This window comes from Labilibaculum euxinicum, from assembly GCF_009795715.1.
In the GTDB taxonomy this organism is placed as follows: domain Bacteria; phylum Bacteroidota; class Bacteroidia; order Bacteroidales; family Marinifilaceae; genus Labilibaculum; species Labilibaculum euxinus.
In genome coordinates, this window is the sequence record NZ_WTCR01000002.1 from 483,952 (window position 1) to 508,743 (window position 24,792).

Here is a 24,792-nt window from a genome sequence, read left to right on the forward strand (position 1 = left end):
TATGAAACACGAGATTTAATATAAACTAAATAGACTTGTTTTGAAACAAAAAAATCAGAAACAAATTTGTCTCTGATTTTCATATATTCTGGTGCAATTGCTATTTTGAGATTGATATAATCGTTACCTCACCAAAATCTACTGCTGGCTCGTTAAATGAATCTTCTAATTTAATATCCTTTACTATAGCATTTATAGTGCGTATAACACCACCATGAGTGAAAACCGCTATTTTTTTACAGTCTTTTAGTTTGATTTCGTTCCAAAATTCAAAAACCCGATCGCGAAGCATTACAAATGATTCTCCATTAGAACATTTCCTATTTACAAAATCTTCCATCCAGGCTGGGAATAAAGGATCTTTAATTTCGTCCCAAACTTTTCCTTCCCAATCTCCAAAGTTCAATTCCATTAATCTTATATCCTCTACTACTTGTTCTCCAAAAATATCACTGGCTAACCTCTTGGCTCTTGATAACGGGCTTGATACAATAAGATCAAATTCAATATCTTTCAACTGTTCTTTTACAGCTGCCAAATCGTCCTTGTAACTTTCAGCTAAATCAACATCTTTTTGCCCATAGCAAATGCCTTTCTCAACATTTACTTTTGTATGTCTGATTAAATATATCTCCATCTTATAAAACTTGATTAATAATTACCATATAGGATAAATAAAATACGATTTCACAAACCTGCTGTGTTGCCCCAATGCAATCGCCGGTAAAACCTCCTATCCATTTATTAAAATATCTGCCTAATAAAACTTTACTCAAAAAAACAGGAATCAGAATAAGGAAAAACTTTATATTTCCCAATAATGCTAAAGGCAGAATACCTGTAATAATTGTGAAAATTAGATTTTTGGCAGATAGTTTTTGGGAATAATCTTTTGCTTTTGAATTTTCGGTTCGTGCATATTGGTGCGAATTTACCAAGGTAGCAGCAAACATTCTTGAAACTGAGTGGGCTGCAATTAAAATCAAGGGCAATTGAGCCGCAGATATGGAATACTGACAAAAAAACTTTGTCATCACCAGGAAAACAATACCTGTAACTCCAAATGCTCCAATTAAGGAATCCTTCATAATTTCAAGGATCCGCTCACGTGTCCAGCCTCCACCAAATCCATCACAAACATCCATAAAACCATCCTCGTGTAATGCTCCTGTAAAAAGAACGGTGAATCCCATACTTAGCATTACCGATAAATTAAAAGGGAAAACCAAATTGGCAAGATAAAAAACCAAACCTGCCAGCCCACCAATAATTGTACCTGAAATGGGGAAATATTTGATAGCTTCATGTTGATATTCCTTCTCAAACCGAGCCCATTTGGGAAATGGAATTCTTGTAAAAAAAGATAAGCCTGTAAAAAATATGTCAATTTCTCTTCTCATCTATGCCTGTGAAATTTGATCGCTGTTACTTACGCCAGCATCTTCGAAACTAGCCATTTGGTTTAGGAAATTTACCGAAGATTCAATAATTGGATAAGCAACCGCAGCTCCTGTGCCCTCGCCCAAGCGCATTCCTAAATCGAGAATTGGCTCCGCTTTAAGATGCTGAAGCATGTGTTTGTGACCGTTCTCGTTCGATTTGTGTGTAAAAATACAATATTCCAGAACGTCAGAATTTATTTTTGATGCGGCTAAAAGTGCAGAACTAATAATAAAACCATCAACCAGAATCACCATTTTCAATTCAGCTGCTTTTAACATTGCTCCAGCAATCATGACAATTTCGAAACCACCGAAATGCGTTAGAATATTTTCAACATAATTATCGCCGTTATAATTAGCAACAGCATTTTTCAGTATTTCATATTTCTTTTTCAAACCTTCGTCATCCCATCCGGTGCCACGGCCAACACATTCTTTTAAGTCGACTCCAGCTAAAATATGTAATAAAATAGCTGCCGACGAAGTGTTTCCAATTCCCATTTCACCAAAACCGATAATATTGGAGCCTTCCCGGTGCATTTTATCGCACAGATCTGCACCGCGCTTAATTGCTGTTTTAAATTGCTCCGCAGTCATTGCCGGTTCATTCAAATAACTTTTTGTTCCGTAATTTACTTTTGCATTAATAACTCCGGAGCTTTTGTCAAAATCGAAATTTACACCAGCATCAATAATCCGAATATCAATTCCATTCTGACGACCAAAAACATTAATTGCCGCACCGCCACTAAGAAAATTAGCGACCATCTGCCAGGTAACTTCTTGCGGGTATGGACTAACACCATCAAGTGCAATTCCATGATCTGCGGCAAACACCATGATAGTCGGTTGTTTTAATTCCGGACTCAAAGTGTTTTGAATACATCCAATTTTCACGGCCAACTTTTCTAAAACACCTAACGATCCAATCGGTTTGGTTTTTAAATCAATTTTACTTTGAAGTTGTTCCTTTAACTCATTGTTAGGTTTACTTATATTGAAATTCATGGATTCGATTTTTTTTGTAATGTAAAATTAAATATAAAACAATTAGCTGATTGTTTTGATTTCTTCTGATTCACTGACTCCAGCATCCTGAAATGAAGCCATTTCATTAATAAATTGAACGGCGCTTTTTACAATCGGATAACAAACCATGGCTCCTGTTCCTTCACCCAACCGCATGCCAATATCCAAAATTGGTTCAGCCTTTAAGTAATTTAGCATTTTAATATGAGCTTGCTCATTCGATTTATGGGCAAAAAGACAATATTCCAATACTTTAGGGTTGATTTTGGATGCAGCAAGCAATGCTGAAGTAATGATAAATCCATCAATTAACATAGTCATTTTTAATTCTGCAGCTCTCAACATGGCACCTGCAATCATAACCACTTCAAATCCGCCAAATTGAGCCAGTACATCAAGGGGATTATTACCACCATTGTATTTATGCAAGGCTTCATTCAATAATTCAAATTTTGATTTTACGCCATTATTATCCAATCCAGTTCCTCTTCCTACACACTCTTCCAGGCTAATATCAGCTAAAAGGCTAAGTATTAACGCCGCCGAGGATGTATTTCCGATGCCTTTTTCTCCAAAAGCAATAAAATTACATCCTTCTTCATGAATTCCTTCAATAATTTCGGCTCCACTCCTAAATCCTTCAAGACATTGATTTTTTGTCATTGCAGGGCTAAATCGAAAGTTCTTAGTTCCGTAAGCAATTTTTTTATTGATAATATTTAATGATGGATCAAAATCATGATCAATACCTGCGTCAACAACTTTAAAATTAATATTATGCTGACGGGAAAATACATTTATGGCTGCTCCTCCCTGCATGTAATTGTAAAGCATTTCATAGCTAACAGATTTAGGATAAAAACTTACACCATCATCTGCTATTCCATGATCCCCGGCAAATACAACTACTGCAGGATTCTTAATTTCCGGAGATAAACTTTCTTGAATTCTCCCTATTTGAAATGCAATCTTTTCAAGCATTCCAAGTGAACCAAGGGGTTTTGTTTTCCCATTGATTTTATTTAACAGCTCCTGATCCAAGGATGTGGATAAGGAGGATATTTTAAATTCCATCACAATTATTTAAAGTTTTCGAATTTGATTATCGATTAATCATGGCTTTTAAAATACCAAGATCATAAATTATTATCTCCCTGTATTCCGAATTTGTCTTATTGTCTATTCCAAATCAAAAATAGTATCGGTTCTGTTATAAAGTATTTTTAATTTCAAGTGGTAAACCAGATATAATTAAGGTAACACGGTCTGCTTTTTTTGCAATGTATTGATTAATGCTTCCTTGCAAATCATTGAACCTCATAGCCAATTTGTTTTCGGGATGTCCACCTAATCCCAATTCATTGGTAACGATTATCCAATCACAATTTTGGTCGAATAGTATTTCTAATTCCTGAATTGCTTCTTGCAAAGATTTTTTATCATCCTCTTCATTATCAAAAAATAAGTTGTTAATCCACAAGGTGATGCAATCTAAAAGTACTACTTTCCCCGAAAAATCATGTCGACTCAAAAACTTCTCTTCTTCAATAGTAGTCCATTGATTTCCACGTCTTTTTTTGTGTATTTCAATTCTTTCACGATGTGCTTCGTCCCAAATTCGTGAGGTTGCCAGATAAACAGGCTGATTACTTAAGGATAGTGCCAGATCTTCAGCAAATAAACTTTTCCCGGAACGTTGTCCTCCTGTAATTAAATGAATCATTGCTAACTTCTTTTAGGATCAGTATCCTTAATTAATATGGAATATTTAAAGTGTGAAGTTACAAATTAAAGACTCCAGCCGGAATTAAATTTTCCTTTTTTATAACAGAATTCCATATGGAAAATAGATAGCAATAATGAAAAGAATACTGGCAAAACACACCGAATGGTTGATGTAAAAAAGTTTACAAAAGTCTTCGTTCGTTATTTTCCGATTATTATCTCCAATAAATGGTTTGTAAACACTTTTCCCGTCGTAATCATGAGGTCCACCAAATTGACAATTTATGATTCCTGCAAGAGCTGATTCCGGGTAGCCGGCATTTGGACTAAGATGAGCATGTCCATATTTAAAAATGTATAAAAAGCCTTTCGCATTGAGGGTGAGTAATACCATTAGAAAAGCAGTAATACGAGCGGGAATAAAATTCGCAACATCATCCAATCGGGCAGCAACCCGTCCAAACAAAATGAACTTCTCATTTTTATATCCAATCATGGAATCCATTGTATTAATCATTTTATAACACATCATTCCCGGCACTCCGGCAATGGCATAGTAAAAAAGAGGAGCAACAACACCATCCGATAAATTTTCTGATAAAGTTTCTAATACAGCCAAACGTATTTCCTGTTCCGATAATTTGGATGTATCCCGACCAACAATCCATGATAATCTTTTCCGACCTGCTTCCAATCCCTTTTCATTAAGGTGTTTAAATACTTCTGATCCTTCCTGCAACAAGCTTTTATTCGCCAATCCGTAAAAAACCATTATTGAGGTAAGCACTATATAAATTGTACTATTCCAGTTTAAAGTGACAATACTTAGGTATGAAAAAATAATATATACAATTGTTGCTAATCCTAAGGCCATTACAGCTCCTTTGAATAATTGGTATTTTCCTTTATTCAGATGTTTAGTAAAAAAGGAAATCGTATTACCGAATAAAACGATTGGGTGTGGCAAGCTTCTTGGATCACCAAAAACAAGATCTAAAATGTATCCTATAACAAGAGGGAGGATTATGAGTTTAATTTGCTCCATTGGATTAATGCGTCGATTAATAATTGATTTTTTTCATTGGTTTGTGTCGCAAGACGGAAATAACAAGAACTTAAACCACGAAAATTAGCTGCATCACGAATCAATATTCCAAAATTTAAAATTAAGAACTTTTTCAGCTCAAAAGCAGATGATTCTTCTAGTTCAACCAAAAAGAAAGAAGTTTTTGAAGGATGAATTTGCAGACCTGAAATTTTCTGGAGATTTTTTTGAAATTTTTTAGTTTCTGATTTATAGTAATTTACAGGTGGGAGAAAATCGGTTTTATTTGCCAAAAGGAATTTTCCAGCCTCAATTGCCAGTGAATTTACCGTCCAAGGAGCCTTGTAGAATTGAATATTCTGTACCAATACCTTGTTTGAAATCAAATATCCCAATCTCAGGCCGGGAATTGAAAAGTTTTTAGTGAGAGATTTCACTAAAATGAAATTCTCGTACTTATCAAGTAAATCTATACATGAGTTAATCTCATCAGTAAAATCAATATAAGCTTCATCAATCACAAAAATAGATTTCGAATTAATTTTTAGCATTTCCTCAAGTTCATCCGATTCTAAAATATTCCCATTTGGATTATTAGGATTGCAAATCCAGACCAAACCTTCTTCAAAAATGGTTTTGCTGGTTAATTCGGCCCAATTAATATAGAATAGCTTGTGTTTATTGACTCTGCAGGCATCTTCATATTCGGAGAAGGTAGGGATGATGATACTTGAATTAGATTCAGAAAAACATTGTGCAATAAGGTAAAAGGCTTCCGTAGCGCCATTGGTTGCAATGATTTGATTCTTATTAACATTTAAACAAATCGCCAATGCATCTACCAGACTCTCAGCAGATGCTTCCGGATAAGAATGTATAGTATCCCAATTATCAAATAGGTGTTGTTTTAGATTTTCGGATTTCCCACCAAACCATACATTACTGCTAAAATTAGCAACAATTGCTTGTTTATATTGGTAACCATCATCTCCATGTCCGTGTAACATCCTGTTATATAGGTTTTAATGGTAAAATATATTTATTAATTGCGTCTGAAATTTTTATAAAATATAGAACAGAACTTAAATTAAACAGTGAAAGTTTACAAATGTAATCGCATTTGTAAACTCTGATATTGTGAAATAAAGAAATAATTCTTTATTGTAATGGGTTGATTTATTGAGTTTTAATCGCCCCAATTAAATCTGTTACATTTTCAACCTGATGTCTGATCATATATTCTTTGATTCCTTCAACAACCTTAACTGTTATCTGAGGATCAATAAAATTAGCCGTTCCGATTTGAATTGCAGAAGCTCCGGCCAGAATAAACTCAATGGCGTCCTTTGCATTCATAATACCACCTAAGCCAACAATGGGTATATTAACAGCGTTAAAAACCTGCCAAACCATTCGCAAGGCAACCGGTTTCACGCATGGGCCGGATAAACCTCCTGTAACTGTTGATAAAAGAGGCTTTCTTGTTTCTGAATCTATAGCCATTCCCAATAGCGTATTAATAAGAGACACAGAATCAGCACCTTCCTCTTCAACCGCTTTAGCGATCTCAGTAATATCCGTTACATTTGGTGACAATTTAACCATTAAATGCTTTTTATACACTTTACGAACTTCACGAACAACAGATGCTGCAGAAGCACAACTAGTTCCGAAAGCCATTCCGCCTTCTTTAACGTTCGGACAAGATATATTCAGCTCTATTGCCGGTATTTTATCCAATTCATTAATCATTGCTGCCGTTTCTACGTAATCTTCAATTACAGAACCGGAAACGTTAACCAAGATATTTGTATTGTAGTGGTTAATTCTGGGGTAAATATTATCACAAAAATATTCAACTCCTTTATTCTGCAAACCAACAGCATTTAGCATTCCAGAAGGTGTTTCAGCCATTCGGGGGTAAGGATTTCCTTCCCGATGATGTCTTGTAGTGCCTTTAACTAAAATGCCGCCTAATTGGCTGATATCAATAAAATCTTCAAATTCTTCACCGTAACCAAAGGTTCCGGAAGCAGTCATTACCGGATTTTTAAGAATCAGATCTTTAAGCTTAACTTCCAAATTTACCATTTCAACTCATTTATATTGAACACCGGACCTTCAGTGCATGTACATATATTACCTCTTTTTGTGTCAGTTACACAGCATAAACAAGCTCCAAATCCACAAGCCATAGTGTTTTCCAATGAAACCTCACATGGAATATTTTTGCTTTTGGAATAAGTTGCTACAGCCTTCATCATTGGCTCTGGTCCACAGGTGAAAGTATAATCAAATTTCTCATTAAGAACTGAATGTTGCGTAGGATAGCCTTTTTCGCCGATTGAGCCATCTTCGGTAGTTACGAATATACGACCGTACTGTTTGTAAGGATCTAATTCAACAGCATCGTAGGCCGACCGTACACCCAATATGGTTGTTACTTCATTTCCGGCGTCTTTAAGATGTTTTGCCAAGTATAATAAAGGAGCAACACCACAGCCACCACCAATTAAAAGAGTTTTAGAGTTCTTAGGGATAGAGTATTGATTTCCTAATGGGAAAACGATATTAAGCTTGTCACCAAGGAGTAATTCGCCTAATTTGGTAGTGCCTTCTCCAATCTTTTTAATGTATAATTTGATGATATTCTTTTCGTAATCAACAAAATGGATGGACAAAGGTCTTCTGAGGAAGGTATTGGCTGCATTTTCGACAAGAACGTTAACAAATTGCCCTGGTTTAATGTCTGGCAAAGGCGCAGATGCCTTTACATCAATAACAAAAGTCCCATCATTAAGCTCTTCCTTGTGCAGTACCTCAAAGTCCTGTACTAATTTTTTCATGTTGCCTGGTTGTATTTTAAACTGTTAAGTATAAACGCAGGCAAAGATAAGCTAAAAAATATTTAAGAGGGATTGTATTCTTTAAAAGTTTTATCTGTGTAAAACACAACTACTTTCTCTATCTGTTTTCCAGATGTAAATGCACTCATTTCCAGCATAGGTTCAGGGTTTGAGCGCGGAATATTAATTGTTTCCTTATTTAATTTAGGAGGATGATTAGGTTGAGTTTCAAGTGGTGTCCGGCTTGTTTCCGGTTCTTGAAATAAAGAAGGTGAATCTTGTGACTTATACATATTGCCCATTCCTGAAATAAGCCAATTAGGGTCAATTGAAGGAAATGATGTTAGTATTTTTTGAACAAAGTCCAGACTTGGGTTGTTACGACCGGATAGAATATGAGAAATACTAGACCGCTGAACACCAATTGTGTCTGCAAATTTTGAAGAGGTTAAACCTTCACTATTAATCAGCTGAACTATTCGATTCTTCATTCTTAAGTTGTTTATATGTGAATTTTACAGATGTTAACTTTAATAACATTACAAATTTAAAATAATAATTACAAAAGTCAAAATATATGCAAAAAGAATATTCACATTAGTAATTCACTAATGTAATCTACATGAAACGACATATTCAAATTGTAATCATCAAGCATTATTACTTTTGTAAACATTTTATTTATCTGGCTAATAGAGTGTTTATACGTAGTATCAGTCTTTAAAAGATATTTAATTAATTAACCTGTTAGATTCTATTTGATGAACAATATTGAATTCATTAGCAATGAAATTATAAAATACCTGAATATCAAGCCATTTAATAGATTTACAATACTATATTCTCATTATTTACAAATATTCACAATTAAATGATATTGATAGGTTATTTCACTTATTATTTTACTGTAAGTAAATCACATATTTTACTGATTTATTGATGATTATGCATTAATAAATTACATTTTATACATGAATTAATACTACTTTATACATCTGTAATTAATAAGTTAAAGTATTACTTAATTACAATCAGTTAAATGTCTGGTGTCTAGAATAATAGTGTATTGTTCGTGGTGTTAGATCAAAAAATATCGGGACTTGTTTGGATTGTAAATTCAATTAAAACACAAAACATTTGTATTCATTATGGTATTACTCATGTAAATTACATTGTAAATTAGTTACAAGGTGCAACTCTTGAATTGGTTACAATTATCATTGAATGAAATTAATGTAAGTTACAAACTTAAACTCCATTAAGTTGAATATTGTAAAATTGGAATTGGGTTATTTGAACTTTTAGTTACACTGTCATACTAAATTCAAGTGATTTTTGTAAATAACACTCCGTTAGTTTACAGATATTAAATTCTAAGAAGGTTAAAAGGAGGGTATTTCTCTTGTAAGTGTCACAAAATTAAACAAATGAGAGGGTTTTATTTATGACACATAGTGTTGTTAATAAGATAAAAAGAGCTTTTCTCCTATTAATTTGGATATTCTGTAATAAAGTCTAATATTTTTTGGGGATTAATTATTATTTCTCAGGAGGTTTTCTAAGTTGTAAGAAACCAATAAATAAAATGTAAGCAGCGAACGCAACGATTAGTATTCGAAGTATTAAATTCTGGTAGTTATCATGATTGTTTGCGAGGATATCGCGCGATAAGGCAGGAATCATAAAGATTAACAAGCCAAATACTAAAATAAGCTGTAAGTATAAAAAGATAACTTTTAGCTTTTCTTTTCTGCGGGAAGCCAGTGGTGATAAAGCAACGTTATTTTTTGTCTTTTTGCCTCTTTTTGTCAGCTTCTTTGGTTCCGGGTTGCTTAATTTTTGTTTTAGTTTATGTCCTATTAAGAATGTTAATACACATATGCCAACTAAAATATAAATTTCCTTATTCATATTAATAAATTGTTGTAGAGTATTTTTTAATTTCTTTTCTTTTTCTGGTCAATTCCGGGCAATGGATTTCCAGTAATTGATAGAATTCTTTGGAATGATTTTTAACTTTAGTATGGCATAACTCATGCAGAATTACCATATCGCATAGTTCATTAGGTAACCTCATTAAATGAAGATTGAGGTTAATATTATTGTCATGTGAACATGACCCCCAACGACTTTTTGTATTTTTAATTTTAAGGGATTTATAGGAAAACCCACCAAGTTTTGCTAATTCCTTGATTCTAATTGGAAGATGATGGTTTGCTTCTCTGCGCAAGGTTTCTATAATAGAATTTTGAATGAATATTTGTAAGTCTGAATTTTGAATCTCGGTATTGGCAGGATACCTTACTTCCAATACTCCGTTAGAGAGTTTTGCGGAATAATAACTCACCTCTCCTGGACTTAGCTTTAATTGATGGAAACGTGTTTTAAATTGGATCTCAGGAGTGAAAATTGTTTGTTTGTTCTCTTTTAATTTTGTTTTTGCCTTATTATTGATAATCCATGCTTTATTTTGCTTGGCAAAATTAATCGCATCCTGATAGCTTATACCATATGGTACATTAACCCAAATTCCTTTTTTAGGTGCTATCCGTACCGATAAACGTTTGAATCTCCGACTCTTTTTAAAGAGAATATCCCCAATATCCTCTAATAGTATAATTTTTTCTTCGGGCATAAAAAAAGCTTTGCAATACGCAAAGCTATCAGAAATATCTTTTGAAAGAAATTATTTCTCTTTAATTAAATTGCTCAATTCTGTAAAAGATTCGTCAACATTCTTGAATAAATCAGTATATACAGCCTTGTAGTAAGCTTTAACAATTTTAGGATTGTCCTTACCATCCGGATGATTTACACGTGCAATTAACTGATTACGGGAAACAATTGTATTCTTTACAATTTCCATTACTTTATCCTTGTTCTCAGGATGTAAATAATTGTAATTGTAGCAATCTGAAATTACCTCAAAGCTAAGGTAATCGATATCCTTTTTTAAGCGTTTTCTACTTGCCATATCTATATTTTTGAATAAGTTGTATAACAGAAGATACTGCTATTCGATGACAAAGATAATAAACACTTATTGAATTTCCTTGTTCCTTTGAAAATATGGATTGATATTATTATTATCTAGATTTTTTCGACTTGAATTTTCCGGGCAGTATTTAATTTACCTTCACTTGTGGCCACTATTGTTGCAACAGTAGCATCACCTGTAACATTAACCACTGTTCGAAGCATATCAAGCGGCCGGTCAATACCTAATATTAATGCCAGTCCCTCAATGGGTATTCCCACTGATGTTAAAACAATAATTAACATCACAATGCTTCCGCCTGGAACTCCGGGTGTTCCGATAGATGCCAGTGTAGCTGTCACCACAATTATCAATTGGTCGTAAATATCTAAATCTACACCAAACACCTGGGCGATAAAGACTGCAGCAATTGCCTGATAACAACTGGTTCCATCCATATTAATAGTAACACCAACCGGAAGTACAAAACTCGCAACTTCATTAGCAACACCTATTTCTTTTTCAACACACTCCATAGTAACCGGAAGGGTTGCCGCACTTGAACTTGTTGAAAATGCTAACAGCTGAGCAGGCGAAATGGCTTTGTAAAAATCAGAGTATCTTACTGGAGTAAAGATTTTTAGGAATAAAGGGTAGATTACAAATATCATTATTAAAAGCCCTAGAATTACAGTTATTGCATACAATCCTAAAGCCGAAAATAAATCAAGATCACCGGAAAAATCGACTATTAAACCAGCAATAAGGGCAAATACTCCATAAGGAGCAAAAAGCATAATGAGGTCAATTATCTTAAGGATAATTGCATCTATCCCATCAAAAAAATCTCTGACTACCTTGACTTTCTTTTCTTCCAAAACAACCATTGCAATGCCAAATAGAATCGCAAAGAATATGATCTGAAGCATTTTAGAATTATCTGTGGCTGCCTGAAAGAAATTGGATGGAACAACATCTACAAGAAATTTGAGTGGAGACTCATTTTTCAAATCTGAAGCCTGATTTTTCTTTAAATCAATTGTTGTATGGTATTTTTCTTGTAACTCTACCTTTTTATAGTTGGGGAAAGTATTGCCTGGTTCTATGGTATTTACTAGTATTAACCCAAAACTTACAGCAATTACTGTTGATAGAACGTAAAGGGAAATGGTTTTAATTCCTATTCGTGATAATTTTGAAATGTTGGAGAGACTTGATATTCCTTTTACCAGCGACACAAAAATTAAAGGAACTGCAATTAATTTTAATAAGTTTAAGAAAATATCACCCCAAGGTTTAATCCAATCGTTGGTTAATTCAGATAATTCAAAATAAACGGCAATTAATCCCGCTATAATTCCAAATACCATTCCAACTAAAATTTTCACGTAAAGAGGCAGCCTTTTCCACATAATCGATATGTTTTTTTATTTTGCTTTAAAGATACTTGATAAGACTAGAAAAACAAAGCCCGAAAACCAAAGGCTTTCGGGCTGAAATATCTTTTCAGAAACTAATTAGCATCCGCATCCGCTGCCACATCCGCCGCTTTCACAACTTCCGCTATCACAACCGCCCTGAGGTGCATAAGCTTCTTTCATTTCTTCTTCTGAAGCATCTCTAACTTCAATAACTTCACCTTTAAAGAATAGAGCATCTCCGGCAAGTGGATGATTGAAATCCATTTTTACAGTAGCATCTGTTACTTCAAGAACGATTCCATTCATTCTGCGACCTGAGTTATCTTGCATTGGTACTACATTTCCTTCTGCAATAACTTCTGAATCAAATTCACCGTTAACTTCAAATATATTTTTAGGAAGATCGATTACTGCTTCTTCTGATGCCTCACCGTATGCTTCTTCAGTTTCCAATTTGAAATCAAAAGAATCACCTACTTTCAGCCCCATCAATTTTTCTTCAAACTTTTCTAACATCTGTCCAGCACCACATAAATATGTAAGTGGAGTTTCTGCTACTGCTTTTTCAATAATCTCTCCCGAAAGATCAGTTTTTAATTCGTAAATAACTGAAACAACCTTATCTTTTGAAATTGTCATAATATTTTCTTTTTTTTAGTATTATATCCTCAATTTGAATCCTAAAACCAGAGAATTCTGTACAAAGAAAGTACAATTATTTCTTTATTCAAATAAAAAAGGAGTTGATAGTCTAAATTTATTTGTAATGTTCAGGATTTAAAGCATCAGGACGCCAATTGTATAGGAATGATTTAACTTTCTCGAAATTGTAAGCTTTGTCTTGTTCTAAATTACCAGTGTTTTGTGTATGAAGTCTTTCTCCTTCTCCATTTAAAACGATCATAACAGGAAATCCAAAACGCTGAGGATAACCAAGTTCTGCTAGTGCATCTAAATTTTTATTTTCCTTACTGTAATTTACCTCAAGGAAGATATAATTATCCTCGAGAAGCTTATTTAATGTTGTTTCACTATGCAGGTAGTTATGCATTTTTATGCACCAAGGACACCAATTTCCTCCTATCTGAAGCAGAACATGTTTTCCTTCTTTTTTAGCTTTACTAACTGCTTTCGCAATTTCTTCTTTCCCGTTAAGAGATGGATCGTAGGGCTTTTGACCTATTGTAGTCAGGCTAAATACAAGGAATAAACTTACTAGAAGGGCAATTTTTTTCGTTTTCATGTTTGCATTTTAAATTTGAAGCAATTTAAATTAAATTGAAGGGAAATCAAGAAGATTTCAGATTTTTAACGAACAAATAACATTTTAAAGGTTAAGCGAAACAACATATGTTGTAAAAATACTTTAGAATTAGCACGGTTTAGACGGATAAACCCTAGTTTTACAAAGAATTTACATGAAAAAAAAACTCCTATGTCGGAACAGTTTAAGCCATCTGATCTCGTTTTTGATAGAGAACATATTTGGCATCCATACACTTCAATGCATGAGCCACTACCCGTCTACCCTGTGGTTTCGGCCAATGGTGTAAGATTTACATTGGATTCAGGTCAAGATATTATTGATGGTATGTCCTCGTGGTGGTGTGCTGTTCATGGATATAATCATCCTGTTTTGAATGAAGTTGTTCAAAACCAATTAAAACAGATGTCGCATGTGATGTTTGGCGGAATTACTCATAAACCTGCAATTGAGTTGGCCAGATTATTGGTTGATATAAGTCCGGATGGAATGGAAAAAGTATTCTTCTGCGATTCTGGTTCTGTGTCTGTTGAGGTGGCAATGAAAATGGCTCTTCAATATTGGTTCACCAAAGGGAATCCAAATAAAAATAAATTTTTAAGCATTCGCTCAGGATATCATGGTGATACTTTTAACGCCATGTCTGTTTGCGATCCTGTAACCGGAATGCATGAAATTTTCAGAGGAGTTTTGCCTGTTAATTACTTCGCAGAATCGCCAAGATGTGGGTTTTACGATGAATGGGATTCCAACTCCTTTCAGTCTATGCAAAATATGATTGAAGCGCATCATGAGGAGCTTGCTGCGATCATCTTAGAGCCTGTTGTTCAGGGGGCTGGAGGAATGAAGTTTTATCATCCTCAATATTTAATCGAATTACGAAGAGCCTGTGATACTTACAACATACTGCTCATTCTCGACGAAATAGCCACAGGTTTTGGTAGAACTGGGAAATTATTTGCTTGCGAACATGCCGATATATCTCCGGATATTATGTGCGTAGGAAAAGCCATAACTGGTGGTTATTTAAGTTTTGCAGCCACTTTAACTTCACAAAAAGTAAGTGATGGGATTTCAGCTGGTGCACCAGGTTGTTTTATGCATGGCCCCACATTTATGGGAAATCCTTTGGCATGCGCTGTTGGCGTTGCGAGTATCAATTTACTATTAGAATCATCGTGTTTGGAGAAGGTTCGTAATATTGAACAACAATTATTACGAAATTTATCGAAGGCGAAAGAATTAAAACAAGTAAAGGATGTTCGAGTTTTAGGTGCTATTGGAGTCATCGAAATGAATGAACCGGTAAATATGGCTTCTATTCAAAAGCAATTTGTGGCGAATGGAGTTTGGGTTCGCCCGTTTGGAAAATTAGTTTACATTATGCCTCCATTTATTATATCTGAAGAAGATTTATCTTTCCTTTGCAAAGCTTTGGTTAAAGTAGTAGCAATGCAATAAATTCGAAATGGATCAAAAACTGATTAAATACAAAGAGGAATTACAGAAGCTTGAGGAATCTGGTAACCTTCGTGCCCTAAAAATGATTTCAGAAAGTAACTATAAGGTTAACCTCTCTTCAAATGATTATTTAGGGGTTAGTAAGAAGAATATACCGCGGCCAAAGGGGAATTCTTTTGGCTCAGGATCATCTCGCCTGCTTACCGGAAACTTTAAGGAATATCAGTTGCTGGAAACTGAACTCGAAAATTTGTATGGCCGGCCTGCATTATTTTTTAATTCGGGATATCATGCTAATATTGGTATTTTGGCAGCATTAGCAGGAAAAGATGATTTGATAATATCTGATAAGTTGAATCATGCCAGTATAATTGATGGTATTCGTTTAAGTAGTGCCGAACAAGTTCGTTTTAAACATGCTGATTACAATCACTTAACACATATTCTTACTACAAAACGAAAAGATTACAATCGTGTTTTTATTGTAAGTGAATCCGTTTTTAGTATGGATGGCGACGAAGCTAATCTTGAAAAACTGATTGAAATTAAAAAACAATTTGATTGCTTTTTATATATTGATGAAGCTCATGCTCTAGGAGTTAGAGGAATTAAAGGTCTTGGTTTATCGGAAGAGAAATCATGTCTTAAAGAAATTGATTTACTGATTGGCACTTTCGGTAAAGCAATGAACTCAATTGGTGCATATGTTATTTGTGATGCTATTCTTAAAGAGTATTTAATTAACAAAATGCGTTCTTTGATTTTCACCACTGCTCTACCTCCAATTGTAATCAGCTGGAACTATATCATGTTGCGAACCATTGTAAAAATGAAAATGGAACGGGAGCATTTACAATCAATATCAGAACAATTAAGAGAAGGCCTGAAGAATGCCGGAATAGAAACAATGGGAAGCTCAAATATTATTCCTGTTCTGGTTGGAGACAGTCAAAAATGCGTTAATTTAGCTGAGTATTTGCAAAAAAAAGGATTTTTGGTATTCCCTATCCGCCCACCTGCAGTGCCTAAAGATACTGCCAGACTGCGTATTTCTGTTTGTGCAGATATGGATTGGGAAGATCTTAAAGATTTACCAGAACTGATAAAGAATTATTGCGATGAAAAGTGAATGGTTACATAAATCTGCTAACGAGAAGTGCATTTTGTTTATGAATGGTTGGGGATGCGATGCAAATCCTTTTCAATCAATAAATTCAAAAGAGTACGATGTGCTTATGTGTTTTGATTACCGGGACATATTAATTCCTAAACAGGTTGAAAGGCTGTTTGAAAATTATCAGGAAGTACATTTGGTTGCATGGTCACTTGGTGTTTATGTCGCGAACATGCTTTACCACCAATGGAAGGATCTATTCGCCAGTAAAATTGCCATAAATGGAACTTTACAAGCAATTGATAATTTGAAAGGCATTCCTCCTGCTATTTTTCAGGGTACTATAAATGGATTGAATTCAAGAACTATTGAGAAGTTTTGGCTTCGAATGTGTGGCGGTAAAAATGGGTTTGATCGTTTCAAAATGCAAATGCCACAACGGAATATTGAGGATCAAAAGGAAGAATTAATTGTACTTCAAGAGCTTGTACAAAATCATTTTATTGATTGGAATGTATATGATTCGGTATTATTGGGGCAAAACGATTTAATTTTTCCATTTGAAAATTTAGAAAATGCATGGCGTGAGCAAAATAATATAATTAAAATGGAAAATACTCCTCACTTTTGTTTTTACAGTTGGAATTCGTGGGATGATTTAATGGAGGAATGTAAAAGTGCAGCATCAAAATATTAATAAAGATAAAGTACAAAAAGGATTCGTAAAAAGTATCGAAACCTATCGTAAACATGCTATTGTTCAGGAAGCTATCGCCTCCAGATTGATTAATGAATTGTTGCGTCAACCCGTAAGCCATTTTTCGAAAGTTCTGGAGATTGGGTGCGGTCCGGCTGTACTTACTGATAAATTTTTCCAAAAATTCAATACCGATTTGTATTATGCAAATGATATTGTAGAAGAATATTCAGACATTCTTAGCTCTATTCATTCGGACATACAATTTTTGGGTGGAGATATTGAGTCTATGGACTTACCAGATTCTTTGGATTTAATTATTTCGAGTTCAACATTCCAATGGTTCAATAACTTAGATGGTTTTTTGACAAAAATACACAAAGCTTTACAGCCTGACGGGTTACTTGTATTTAGCACTTTTGGTCCTGATAATTACAGAGAAATACGCGAAGTGAATGGGAAAGGATTAAATTATTTGTCTTTTGGAAAGCATGAAAGGCTTTTGTCTGATAAATTTGAAATTATTTGGAGTGACAAAGAAATAATTACCCGTTTTTTTTCAGATCCTCTTGGAGTCCTCTATCATATGAAGCAAACAGGTGTAAACGGAATTCCTGGAAAGGCTTGGACAAAAAGTGATTTGAAGAATTTTAAAGAGGATTATCAGGATTTGTTTGGTACCGATTTGGGTGTCCCCCTCACCTATCAACCCTTATATTTTATTGCGAAACCTAAAAAATAAATTAATAATGCCAACCTATTTTATTGCAGGAATTGATACTGATACCGGTAAAACATTTGCAACAGGCTTAATGGCCAAGTATTTATCGGATCAGAAAAAATCAGTGATAACTCAAAAATTTGCACAAACCGGTTGCAAAGGAATCTCTGAAGATATTTTAATGCATCGGGAAATAATGGGAATGGAAATTCAAGAGGTTGATAAAGACGGAACTACTTGTCCGTATGTTTTTGATTATCCTGCATCACCACATCTTGCCGCTCAAATGCAAAATCAAGAAATTGATATTAAAAGAATTGAAATATCGACTGCAATTCTTGAAGATCAATTTGATTACCTTCTTTTGGAAGGAGTTGGTGGTATGCATGTTCCAATAACTTTGGATTATTCGCTTCTTGATTTCATGGAAGAGAAAAAATATCCGGTAATTTTAGTTACTTCATCAAAGCTTGGTAGTATTAATCACACTCTTCTCAGTCTTGAAATTGCGAAACAAAGACAAATTCCAATTAAAGGATTAATCTACAATCAATATCCTGCAAACAGTGAATTCATTTTAAAAGATTCTGTTCAGGTTTTTAAAACTTACTTGAAAAAATATGGATTTGATTGTCCAATTATCGAGATTCCGGAATTGAAGAAAAACGAACTGTCAAATGTTGATTTTAGCAAACTGTTTTTTGCAGAATAATAGCATGTGAGTAATATCACAAAATCCAGATTATTTTTAAAGCCTTTCAGAAAGAAATAGTCTTACCCTACTTCAACGAGCATGTAATTTATTCAATTCTCAGGCGCTTAAAAAATAAAAATAGCAGATTAAAGATCACATAATCAATAAATAAAATAGAATCTACTAATGTCTGATTTATGTACATTCTAGAAGAAATTGGTTTTTTTTTCGGAATTTCACACATTATATTATTGATTTTTGTTAAAACAGATCTAAAGATCCTATTATTCTTGTTTATTAGATGGATTTTATCTTTTTTTGTACTCGCTTATTTGTAACGATTCCATATAAATAATTCGGTTTATTATTGAGTTAAATGCGAATGAATTTATGGAAGAACAAAATTGAATACATAAATTAAGAATGAGATCACACAAAGTTATTGAGATAAGAAATTTGACTTCTTCCACCTATGTTATAAGGATGGAAAAAAATGATTTTACATTTAAAACAGGGCAATACATAACCCTTGGATTTTCCGGAAGTATTGATCGAAGAGAATATTCTATATATAGTTCTGAAAATGATAATTTTTTAGAAGTGTTAATTAAAGAAGTTGAAAACGGTTTGGTTTCAAAAAAACTAAAACGATGTAAGCCTGGTGATTATTTAGATGTTGATGGACCTTTTGGCCATTTCTCATTAGAGGAGTCTGAAATCGGCAGGAAAAAATTCCTTTTTATAGCAACTGGTACCGGTATATCTCCAATTCACAGTTTTGTTGAAACGCATCCTGAAATGGATTATCAAGTGTTGCATGGCGTGCGAATTGAAGAAGAAGCGTATGAAAAAGATAGTTATCCGAATGGAAAGTATATTTTATGTACCTCCCGCGAAAAATCAGGTGATTATCATGGAAGAGTAACTGATTATTTAATGAAAAATCCAATCCCCTCAGATACAGTTTGTTATTTATGTGGTAATTGTCATATGATTTATGAGGCTTACGATATTCTTGAAAAGCAAGGAATTTCATTAGGTCCAATTCACACTGAAGTATATTTTTAAACGGAGAATGAAGAATTATGAAAATTGAGCTAAGGTAGTTCAATATATAGCAGTGGAATATTTCCAAATTCATAATTCTTAACTTGTAATTTATAATTATTAAAAATGAAATATCATCTTGTATCATTAGGTTGTCAAATGAATGCTTCGGATGGAGAAAGAGTTCGTTCGGTAATCGAAAATATGGGCTACCAATGGACAGATAACGAAGAAGAGGCTAATTTAATTGGGATTTTAGCTTGTTCTGTGCGTCAAAAGGCAATCGACAAGGTTTATTCTAAAATTCATAAGTGGAATTTGTGGAAAAACAAACGGAATCTAATCACTTTTGTTTCCGGTTGTATCCTCCCCTCCGATTTGGATAAATTTCTCAAGTTATTTGACATCATTTTTCAGATGAAGGATTTACCAAAGTTGCCGGAAATGATTCAGCAATATGGAATTACCACTCCTGTAGGATTGCAGCAGGGGTTTGATTCTCAGAATGAAAATATTTCTGAATTCTGGCATGTAAAACCTAGTTATACTTCAGAATTTGAGGCTTTTGTCCCTATTCAAAACGGTTGTGATAAGTTTTGTTCATTTTGTGCGGTTCCATATACCAGAGGACGAGAAGTCTCCCGTCCCTCCGATGAAATTGTAACTGAAGTTCAAAGTTTGGTGGAGTGTGGATTTAAATCAATTACCTTACTTGGACAGAATGTAAATTCATATGGTCTTGATAAAAAAGGTGATGAAATTGATTTTCCTGAATTATTACGTAGAGTTGGAAATTTGGGAAATCAACTTAATAAAGAGTTTTGGATTTACTTTACTTCTCCGCATCCGCGCGATATGACAGATGAAGTTATTGAAGTAATTGCCCAGTATAAATGTCTCGCTAAACAAATTCACTTACCAATTCAATCGGGTGATGATAAAGTCCTTATCCACATGAATCGCAAGCATGGTATGGAAAAATACAGGCAAATTGTTCATACAATTAAACGCTTAATTCCTGAGGCTACCCTCTTTACAGATATTATTGTTGGTTTTACTGGTGAGAGTGATGATCAATTTGAAAACACCCGAAAAGCAATGAATGAGTTTAAATATAATATGGCGTACATTGCAATGTACTCTCCTCGTCCGGGAGCATTAAGTCATCGTTGGTTTGATGATGTAAGTCTGGATATTAAGAAAGAGCGACACCATATTTTAACTCAGGATTTGAAGATTCATTCTAAAAATTACAATTCTTCAATGGTGGGTAAAACTTATCGGGTATTGGTTAAAGGCCAGGCTAAACATGATGGTTACCTTGCGGGATTAACAGAGGGAAGAATTAATGTACGGTTTTTATCACAGGATGAGAATTTGATCGGCCAATTTGTAGATGTAAAAATTACATCAGCCGCTGATTTTTCAGTTGAAGGTGAAATGATAACGATAAAAGAAAGTGTAGCGTGAAGAAAGTGGCGTTTAAAACCTTAGGGTGTAGATTAAACCAATATGAAACGGATGCATTGGCATCTCAATTTCAAGATAAAGGTTATGAGCTTGTTCAATTTGATGAGTCTGCTGACGTATACGTAATTAACTCATGTACAGTAACTCATCAAAGCGATCACAAATCGAGAAATTTTATTAATCAGGCAAACAGACGAAATAAAGATTCCGTTCTTGTTGTTACAGGGTGCATGGCTAATAATGCTAAGGAAGAGTTAGAAAATAGGAAAGAAATTAATTATGTGGTTGAAAATGATCAGAAAACTTCTGTTTTTTCTTTGGTTGAAGCACATTTTGATGGCGAAATTATTCATCCTTCGAAATTGAATGCGGATCTGTTTTCCTATGGAGCTACAGATAAAGGTTTTCATACCCGAAGTATGATTAAAATACAAGATGGTTGTGATAATTTTTGCACATTTTGCATTATTCCTTCGGTTCGCGGAAGAGCCGCAAGCAGACCGATACAGGATATTCTGACAAATATTCGTGAAGTAATTTCTCATGGAGCGAAGGAAATTGTAATAACCGGCGTAAATATTGGACGATATGAGTATGAAGGATATCAATTTGATGATGTTGTTGAGCAAATTCTTAACCTTGAAGGTGATTTTAGACTTCGTATTTCCTCTATAGAACCTGATGGTTTTGGAGAGAAATTTCTTGGACTTTTGAACCATCCTAAAATGACACCGCATTTGCACTTGTGTTTGCAGAGTGGATCGGAACCTGTCTTACTTCAAATGAGAAGAATGTACACAGCCAAAAGGTTTAAAGAAATAGTGCAAACCGTAAGAGCTAAAAACCCTGATTTTAATATTACAACCGATATCATAATTGGTTTTCCAAATGAAAGTGAAGAAGATTTTTCAGCCACTTGTGATGCAATTAAAGAATTGAATTTTGGACATGTTCATACTTTTAAATATTCCATTAGAAAAGGAACAAGAGCTGAGCGAATGCCTAATCAGGTAGATGAGAGGATAAAAACTGAGAGAAGTGAGATTCTTAGAAATCTATCTGATGAGATAAAAGTTAATTATAGAAAAAGTTTCATCGGGAAAACCCAATCTGTTTTGGTTGAAAAGATTGACGGAAATATTGCCAATGGTTACGGGGAACATTATATTCCTGTTCAGTTCACTGGTGAAAACATCGAAAAGAATCAATTCTATAAAGTAAAGATTACTGATATTGAAGACGGCTCTGACCCTGTATTAAAAGGAGAAATATTATAACGAAAAAAGGGCACAATTTATAAATTGTGCCCTTTTTTGATACCATAACTTAATGAAATACCAAAATTGGGATATGAGTTTTTATGAATAGTTTTCTTGACATTTGTCCAAAAAATAAACGCTCTAATAAATTGTGTTTTCTTGCTAAAATGGCAATCATACCAATATCATTTTTCTGCACGTACTCTTCAATTCCCTTCATTTTTTCCTCAATCTGTATTATGGAGCAATTAACATTTGAATCGCCAAGTGTTTTATCTAAATATTTCCTCAATACTTCCATTTGATGTTCTTCCATTACATTGTCATCCTCAATATCGTTAAAATGGACACAATGAATTTTCATATCATAAGGCTTGGTGATAAACTTAAGATTGGCAATTGCTCTAAAATCAGCCTTATCAAAGTTTGTCGCATACATGATGTTATCTATATGATCAATGCTTATATTCTCTCCTTGATCAGACAAGATTAGAATTGGAACCTCGGACTCCTCAATAACGTTGGAAACAACACTGCCCAAAAGGTTAGTTGTTCCTGCAGATTCACCACGACTTCCCATAATTACTAAATCGGGTTGGTAAGTGTTGCAAATATTCAATATTTCAGAAGAAGCTGTTCCTCCGCTTAAAGCATAATCGACTTCAATTCCTTCAACTTTCTCTAATTCCAATTTATTGCGTATATCATAATACAATTCCTTTATTCTAGCTTTGGCATTTTTTTCTACTTCCGAAAGAACTTCTACAACGGTAGCATTATAAGTATAACTATCAGAAAATGGAATTGTCTCGATTGCTGAAGCAAAATAGGTATGAAATAACAAAATATCCGCATTAAACTTCTTCGCAATATTCATTGCATACTCACATAAGCGTGGCGAAAAGTCAGAAAAGTCAACGGGGACCAAAATGCGGTTTACATCTATTTTTTTTCGGGGAAATGATTTTTCAAAATCCTCCTGAGCATAGCTTAATTCTAATTCCTCAATTATTTTGAGAGCCTTAGCTAAATCCTGCGCTTTTATTCTTAATTTTACGCCACCTCCAACTACAGATTGAATTAAATTAAGATTTTTCAGAAAGCACTCCACACCTTCTGATTCTAAACGAGTTTTAAGCAACTGTGCTCTGGCGTAACCATAAGTTGCTAATGTTATCATCCTGTCCTTCATAGCTGTGGGTTTAAGTTAATCCTTACGTTTAAGTTACAAAAAAAAGCCAAAGCTAACAAGAGGATTATGGTGCACCAAATACATGCTTAAATAGATTTGTAGGATAAATATGTGTTCTAAATCGCAATAAATCTATGGCATTCTTGAAATATCAAAAAAGAATCGTTAATTTTGCGGCTCAATAAAAAACAGTTACTTATTAAGTAATTAATTAAACAATTAAAGTTATGTTGAATCATTATGAAACCGTTTTCATTGTAACTCCCGTTTTATCTGAGGCTCAGGTAAAGGAGGCGGTAGAAAAATTTAAAGCCCTTATCACCGAGAATGGTGGTGAGATGGTTAATGAGGAGAACTGGGGACTGCGCAAGCTGGCTTATCCAATTCAAAAGAAAAGCACTGGTTTTTACCAATTGCTTCAATTTGATGCTCCAGGCGAACTAATCGAGAAATTGGAACTTAACTACAGACGTGATGAAAGAATCATCCGTTTCTTAACTTTCAAACTTGATAAGTATGCTTTTGAGTATTCTATTAAAAGAAAAGGAAAACTTAAATCTAAAGAGGAGAAGTAAGCTATGGCACAGAATCAATCAGAAATCAGATATTTGACACCTCCGTCAGTTGAGATTAAAAAGAAAAAGTATTGTCGTTTCAAGAAAAACAAGATTAAATTCATCGATTATAAAGATCCTGAGTTTTTGAAAAAATTCTTAAACGAACAAGGTAAAATTTTACCTCGTCGTATCACTGGTACTTCTTTGAAATACCAAAGAAAGGTAGCTACAGCTGTTAAACGTGCTCGTCACATTGCATTGCTGCCATACGTAACTGACATGATGAAATAATTTTTAAACTGGAGGAAACGAAATGGAAGTAATCTTAAAACAAGATATTCATAGTTTAGGATATATGAATGACATCGTAGTTGTAAAAAACGGTTACGGTAGAAATTATTTAATTCCTAAAGGAATAGCTGTTTTGGCAACAGAATCAGCTAAGAAAATGAATGCTGAAAATATGAGACAAAGAGCTCATAAAGAAGAAAAAATCAAAAACGAAGCTTTAGAAATTGCTAAAAAACTTGAAGGCGTTACCTTAAGTGTAGGTGCTAAAACCAGTACTACCGGTAAAATTTTCGGTTCTGTTAACAACATTCAGATTGCTGAAGCATTAACTGCTCAGGGATTTGAAATTGACAGAAAAGTGATTGCAATTAAAGACGCAGTTAAAGAGATTGGTAAATACACCGCAACTATCAAACTTCACAAAGAAGTTAAGGTTGATATCGAATTTGACGTTGTTTCTGAATAATCGCTTCGATAATTAATTAATTTAAGTTTATAACAGACAAACTTAAATCTTTTCAAACAGACAGATTAAGACCA

28 protein-coding genes are annotated in these 24,792 nt (G+C 34.0%); 11 read left to right on the plus strand and 17 right to left on the minus strand.

Going from position 1 to position 24,792, the window contains the following annotated elements; translation table 11 throughout:
* Nucleotides 1-100: 100 nt before the first annotated feature.
* The 16 genes from cobC to GQR60_RS04005 form a co-directional block, all read right to left on the minus strand.
* The gene (cobC, locus tag GQR60_RS03930; protein ID WP_124991677.1) at nucleotides 101-637 is read right to left on the minus strand and encodes an alpha-ribazole phosphatase; all 537 of its coding nucleotides are present in this window, start codon (nucleotides 635-637) and stop codon (nucleotides 101-103) included.
* Between the two features lies 1 nt (nucleotide 638).
* A complete protein-coding gene (locus tag GQR60_RS03935) occupies nucleotides 639-1,400 on the minus strand; it encodes an adenosylcobinamide-GDP ribazoletransferase (protein ID WP_124991678.1) in 762 nt (253 codons plus the stop codon).
* Nucleotides 1,401-2,450: a nicotinate-nucleotide--dimethylbenzimidazole phosphoribosyltransferase gene (gene cobT / locus GQR60_RS03940; RefSeq protein WP_124991679.1), complete on the minus strand. Its 1,050-nt coding sequence runs from the start codon at nucleotides 2,448-2,450 to the stop codon at nucleotides 1,401-1,403.
* A 42-nt stretch (nucleotides 2,451-2,492) separates the two neighbouring features.
* Nucleotides 2,493-3,545, minus strand: coding sequence for a nicotinate-nucleotide--dimethylbenzimidazole phosphoribosyltransferase (gene cobT / locus GQR60_RS03945; protein ID WP_124991680.1), 1,053 nt, complete (start codon nucleotides 3,543-3,545; stop codon nucleotides 2,493-2,495).
* Between the two features lie 136 nt (nucleotides 3,546-3,681).
* The gene (gene cobU, locus GQR60_RS03950) at nucleotides 3,682-4,194 is read right to left on the minus strand and encodes a bifunctional adenosylcobinamide kinase/adenosylcobinamide-phosphate guanylyltransferase (RefSeq protein ID WP_124991681.1); all 513 of its coding nucleotides are present in this window, start codon (nucleotides 4,192-4,194) and stop codon (nucleotides 3,682-3,684) included.
* 99 nt (nucleotides 4,195-4,293) lie between these two features.
* Nucleotides 4,294-5,241 (minus strand): adenosylcobinamide-phosphate synthase CbiB, encoded by a 948-nt coding sequence (gene cbiB / locus GQR60_RS03955; protein ID WP_124991682.1) that lies wholly within the window; start codon nucleotides 5,239-5,241, stop codon nucleotides 4,294-4,296.
* The gene (locus GQR60_RS03960) at nucleotides 5,220-6,248 is read right to left on the minus strand and encodes a pyridoxal phosphate-dependent aminotransferase (protein WP_124991683.1); all 1,029 of its coding nucleotides are present in this window, start codon (nucleotides 6,246-6,248) and stop codon (nucleotides 5,220-5,222) included. The genes cbiB and GQR60_RS03960 overlap by 22 nt, the downstream gene beginning before the upstream one ends.
* Before the next feature lie 169 nt (nucleotides 6,249-6,417).
* Nucleotides 6,418-7,332: a dihydroorotate dehydrogenase gene (locus GQR60_RS03965; RefSeq protein ID WP_124991684.1), complete on the minus strand. Its 915-nt coding sequence runs from the start codon at nucleotides 7,330-7,332 to the stop codon at nucleotides 6,418-6,420.
* Complete coding sequence (locus tag GQR60_RS03970) at nucleotides 7,326-8,087, minus strand: dihydroorotate dehydrogenase electron transfer subunit (RefSeq protein ID WP_124991685.1); 762 nt, start codon at nucleotides 8,085-8,087, stop codon at nucleotides 7,326-7,328. Before GQR60_RS03970 ends, GQR60_RS03965 begins: the two co-directional genes overlap by 7 nt.
* A 62-nt stretch (nucleotides 8,088-8,149) precedes the next feature.
* Entirely contained in the window at nucleotides 8,150-8,578 is a 429-nt protein-coding gene (locus GQR60_RS03975) for a helix-turn-helix transcriptional regulator (RefSeq protein WP_124991686.1), read from the minus strand.
* A gap of 1,048 nt (nucleotides 8,579-9,626) precedes the next feature.
* Complete coding sequence (locus GQR60_RS03980; protein ID WP_124991687.1) at nucleotides 9,627-9,998, minus strand: hypothetical protein; 372 nt, start codon at nucleotides 9,996-9,998, stop codon at nucleotides 9,627-9,629.
* A 1-nt stretch (nucleotide 9,999) separates the two neighbouring features.
* On the minus strand, nucleotides 10,000-10,722 hold the full coding sequence (locus tag GQR60_RS03985; RefSeq protein WP_124991688.1) for a M48 family metallopeptidase: 723 nt from the start codon (nucleotides 10,720-10,722) through the stop codon (nucleotides 10,000-10,002).
* 51 nt (nucleotides 10,723-10,773) lie between these two features.
* Nucleotides 10,774-11,061: a hypothetical protein gene (locus GQR60_RS03990; protein ID WP_101311505.1), complete on the minus strand. Its 288-nt coding sequence runs from the start codon at nucleotides 11,059-11,061 to the stop codon at nucleotides 10,774-10,776.
* Nucleotides 11,062-11,177: 116 nt separating this feature from the next.
* Nucleotides 11,178-12,476 (minus strand): dicarboxylate/amino acid:cation symporter, encoded by a 1,299-nt coding sequence (locus GQR60_RS03995; protein WP_124991689.1) that lies wholly within the window; start codon nucleotides 12,474-12,476, stop codon nucleotides 11,178-11,180.
* A 105-nt stretch (nucleotides 12,477-12,581) separates the two neighbouring features.
* Nucleotides 12,582-13,124 carry an FKBP-type peptidyl-prolyl cis-trans isomerase gene (locus GQR60_RS04000; protein WP_101311511.1) on the minus strand — a complete coding sequence of 181 codons (543 nt, stop codon included), beginning with the start codon at nucleotides 13,122-13,124 and terminating at the stop codon, nucleotides 12,582-12,584.
* Nucleotides 13,125-13,242: 118 nt separating this feature from the next.
* Nucleotides 13,243-13,728: a thioredoxin family protein gene (locus tag GQR60_RS04005; RefSeq protein ID WP_124991690.1), complete on the minus strand. Its 486-nt coding sequence runs from the start codon at nucleotides 13,726-13,728 to the stop codon at nucleotides 13,243-13,245.
* Nucleotides 13,729-13,920: 192 nt separating this feature from the next.
* Here GQR60_RS04005 and bioA point away from each other — a divergent pair, with 192 nt between their 5' ends.
* The 8 genes from bioA to mtaB all read left to right on the plus strand — a co-directional run bounded on the left by bioA (nucleotide 13,921) and on the right by mtaB (nucleotide 22,230).
* Nucleotides 13,921-15,210, plus strand: coding sequence for an adenosylmethionine--8-amino-7-oxononanoate transaminase (gene bioA / locus GQR60_RS04010; protein WP_124991691.1), 1,290 nt, complete (start codon nucleotides 13,921-13,923; stop codon nucleotides 15,208-15,210).
* 7 nt (nucleotides 15,211-15,217) lie between these two features.
* Nucleotides 15,218-16,339 carry an aminotransferase class I/II-fold pyridoxal phosphate-dependent enzyme gene (locus tag GQR60_RS04015; protein ID WP_124991692.1) on the plus strand — a complete coding sequence of 374 codons (1,122 nt, stop codon included), beginning with the start codon at nucleotides 15,218-15,220 and terminating at the stop codon, nucleotides 16,337-16,339.
* Entirely contained in the window at nucleotides 16,329-17,021 is a 693-nt protein-coding gene (locus GQR60_RS04020; RefSeq protein ID WP_124991693.1) for a DUF452 family protein, read from the plus strand. Before GQR60_RS04015 ends, GQR60_RS04020 begins: the two co-directional genes overlap by 11 nt.
* Nucleotides 17,002-17,763: a malonyl-ACP O-methyltransferase BioC gene (gene bioC / locus GQR60_RS04025; RefSeq protein ID WP_124991694.1), complete on the plus strand. Its 762-nt coding sequence runs from the start codon at nucleotides 17,002-17,004 to the stop codon at nucleotides 17,761-17,763. The genes GQR60_RS04020 and bioC overlap by 20 nt, the downstream gene beginning before the upstream one ends.
* 7 nt (nucleotides 17,764-17,770) lie before the next feature.
* Nucleotides 17,771-18,454 (plus strand): dethiobiotin synthase, encoded by a 684-nt coding sequence (gene bioD / locus GQR60_RS04030; protein WP_124991695.1) that lies wholly within the window; start codon nucleotides 17,771-17,773, stop codon nucleotides 18,452-18,454.
* Between the two features lie 405 nt (nucleotides 18,455-18,859).
* The gene (locus GQR60_RS04035; protein ID WP_124991696.1) at nucleotides 18,860-19,504 is read left to right on the plus strand and encodes a ferredoxin--NADP reductase; all 645 of its coding nucleotides are present in this window, start codon (nucleotides 18,860-18,862) and stop codon (nucleotides 19,502-19,504) included.
* A gap of 105 nt (nucleotides 19,505-19,609) precedes the next feature.
* Nucleotides 19,610-20,953, plus strand: a complete 1,344-nt coding sequence (gene miaB / locus GQR60_RS04040; RefSeq protein WP_124991697.1) for a tRNA (N6-isopentenyl adenosine(37)-C2)-methylthiotransferase MiaB — start codon at nucleotides 19,610-19,612, stop codon at nucleotides 20,951-20,953.
* The gene (gene mtaB / locus GQR60_RS04045) at nucleotides 20,950-22,230 is read left to right on the plus strand and encodes a tRNA (N(6)-L-threonylcarbamoyladenosine(37)-C(2))-methylthiotransferase MtaB (RefSeq protein ID WP_124991698.1); all 1,281 of its coding nucleotides are present in this window, start codon (nucleotides 20,950-20,952) and stop codon (nucleotides 22,228-22,230) included. The genes miaB and mtaB overlap by 4 nt, the downstream gene beginning before the upstream one ends.
* A 49-nt stretch (nucleotides 22,231-22,279) precedes the next feature.
* Here mtaB and GQR60_RS04050 read toward each other — a convergent pair whose 3' ends face one another.
* Nucleotides 22,280-23,404: a universal stress protein gene (locus tag GQR60_RS04050; protein WP_124991699.1), complete on the minus strand. Its 1,125-nt coding sequence runs from the start codon at nucleotides 23,402-23,404 to the stop codon at nucleotides 22,280-22,282.
* A gap of 227 nt (nucleotides 23,405-23,631) precedes the next feature.
* On the opposite strand from GQR60_RS04050, the gene rpsF reads away from it, so the two are divergent.
* Genes rpsF through rplI form a run of 3 tightly spaced genes read left to right on the plus strand, consistent with a single transcriptional unit; the run spans nucleotide 23,632 to nucleotide 24,718 of the window.
* The gene (gene rpsF / locus GQR60_RS04055) at nucleotides 23,632-23,979 is read left to right on the plus strand and encodes a 30S ribosomal protein S6 (protein ID WP_197092725.1); all 348 of its coding nucleotides are present in this window, start codon (nucleotides 23,632-23,634) and stop codon (nucleotides 23,977-23,979) included.
* A gap of 3 nt (nucleotides 23,980-23,982) precedes the next feature.
* Nucleotides 23,983-24,252, plus strand: a complete 270-nt coding sequence (gene rpsR / locus GQR60_RS04060; RefSeq protein WP_101263476.1) for a 30S ribosomal protein S18 — start codon at nucleotides 23,983-23,985, stop codon at nucleotides 24,250-24,252.
* 22 nt (nucleotides 24,253-24,274) lie between these two features.
* A complete protein-coding gene (rplI, locus tag GQR60_RS04065) occupies nucleotides 24,275-24,718 on the plus strand; it encodes a 50S ribosomal protein L9 (protein WP_124991700.1) in 444 nt (147 codons plus the stop codon).
* Nucleotides 24,719-24,792: the final 74 nt, after the last annotated feature.

Excerpts from the sequence above, each read along its gene's own strand:
- GQR60_RS04020 (WP_124991693.1), top strand. The coding sequence starts at position 16,329 with ATGAAAAGTGAATGGTTACATAAATCTGCTAACGAGAAGTGCATTTTG.
- cobC (WP_124991677.1), bottom strand. The coding sequence starts at position 637 with ATGGAGATATATTTAATCAGACATACAAAAGTAAATGTTGAGAAAGGC.
- GQR60_RS03995 (WP_124991689.1), bottom strand. The coding sequence starts at position 12,476 with ATGTGGAAAAGGCTGCCTCTTTACGTGAAAATTTTAGTTGGAATGGTA.
- cobT (WP_124991679.1), bottom strand. The coding sequence starts at position 2,450 with ATGAATTTCAATATAAGTAAACCTAACAATGAGTTAAAGGAACAACTT.
- GQR60_RS04050 (WP_124991699.1), bottom strand. The coding sequence starts at position 23,404 with ATGAAGGACAGGATGATAACATTAGCAACTTATGGTTACGCCAGAGCA.
- GQR60_RS04035 (WP_124991696.1), top strand. The coding sequence starts at position 18,860 with ATGAGATCACACAAAGTTATTGAGATAAGAAATTTGACTTCTTCCACC.
- cobU (WP_124991681.1), bottom strand. The coding sequence starts at position 4,194 with ATGATTCATTTAATTACAGGAGGACAACGTTCCGGGAAAAGTTTATTT.
- GQR60_RS04005 (WP_124991690.1), bottom strand. The coding sequence starts at position 13,728 with ATGAAAACGAAAAAAATTGCCCTTCTAGTAAGTTTATTCCTTGTATTT.
- cbiB (WP_124991682.1), bottom strand. The coding sequence starts at position 5,241 with ATGGAGCAAATTAAACTCATAATCCTCCCTCTTGTTATAGGATACATT.
- rplI (WP_124991700.1), top strand. The coding sequence starts at position 24,275 with ATGGAAGTAATCTTAAAACAAGATATTCATAGTTTAGGATATATGAAT.
- GQR60_RS03935 (WP_124991678.1), bottom strand. The coding sequence starts at position 1,400 with ATGAGAAGAGAAATTGACATATTTTTTACAGGCTTATCTTTTTTTACA.
- GQR60_RS04000 (WP_101311511.1), bottom strand. The coding sequence starts at position 13,124 with ATGACAATTTCAAAAGATAAGGTTGTTTCAGTTATTTACGAATTAAAA.
- GQR60_RS03985 (WP_124991688.1), bottom strand. The coding sequence starts at position 10,722 with ATGCCCGAAGAAAAAATTATACTATTAGAGGATATTGGGGATATTCTC.
- cobT (WP_124991680.1), bottom strand. The coding sequence starts at position 3,545 with ATGGAATTTAAAATATCCTCCTTATCCACATCCTTGGATCAGGAGCTG.
- GQR60_RS03990 (WP_101311505.1), bottom strand. The coding sequence starts at position 11,061 with ATGGCAAGTAGAAAACGCTTAAAAAAGGATATCGATTACCTTAGCTTT.
- bioA (WP_124991691.1), top strand. The coding sequence starts at position 13,921 with ATGTCGGAACAGTTTAAGCCATCTGATCTCGTTTTTGATAGAGAACAT.
- rpsR (WP_101263476.1), top strand. The coding sequence starts at position 23,983 with ATGGCACAGAATCAATCAGAAATCAGATATTTGACACCTCCGTCAGTT.
- bioD (WP_124991695.1), top strand. The coding sequence starts at position 17,771 with ATGCCAACCTATTTTATTGCAGGAATTGATACTGATACCGGTAAAACA.
- GQR60_RS03970 (WP_124991685.1), bottom strand. The coding sequence starts at position 8,087 with ATGAAAAAATTAGTACAGGACTTTGAGGTACTGCACAAGGAAGAGCTT.
- GQR60_RS03975 (WP_124991686.1), bottom strand. The coding sequence starts at position 8,578 with ATGAAGAATCGAATAGTTCAGCTGATTAATAGTGAAGGTTTAACCTCT.
- GQR60_RS03980 (WP_124991687.1), bottom strand. The coding sequence starts at position 9,998 with ATGAATAAGGAAATTTATATTTTAGTTGGCATATGTGTATTAACATTC.
- miaB (WP_124991697.1), top strand. The coding sequence starts at position 19,610 with ATGAAATATCATCTTGTATCATTAGGTTGTCAAATGAATGCTTCGGAT.
- GQR60_RS04015 (WP_124991692.1), top strand. The coding sequence starts at position 15,218 with ATGGATCAAAAACTGATTAAATACAAAGAGGAATTACAGAAGCTTGAG.
- GQR60_RS03965 (WP_124991684.1), bottom strand. The coding sequence starts at position 7,332 with ATGGTAAATTTGGAAGTTAAGCTTAAAGATCTGATTCTTAAAAATCCG.
- GQR60_RS03960 (WP_124991683.1), bottom strand. The coding sequence starts at position 6,248 with ATGTTACACGGACATGGAGATGATGGTTACCAATATAAACAAGCAATT.
- rpsF (WP_197092725.1), top strand. The coding sequence starts at position 23,632 with ATGTTGAATCATTATGAAACCGTTTTCATTGTAACTCCCGTTTTATCT.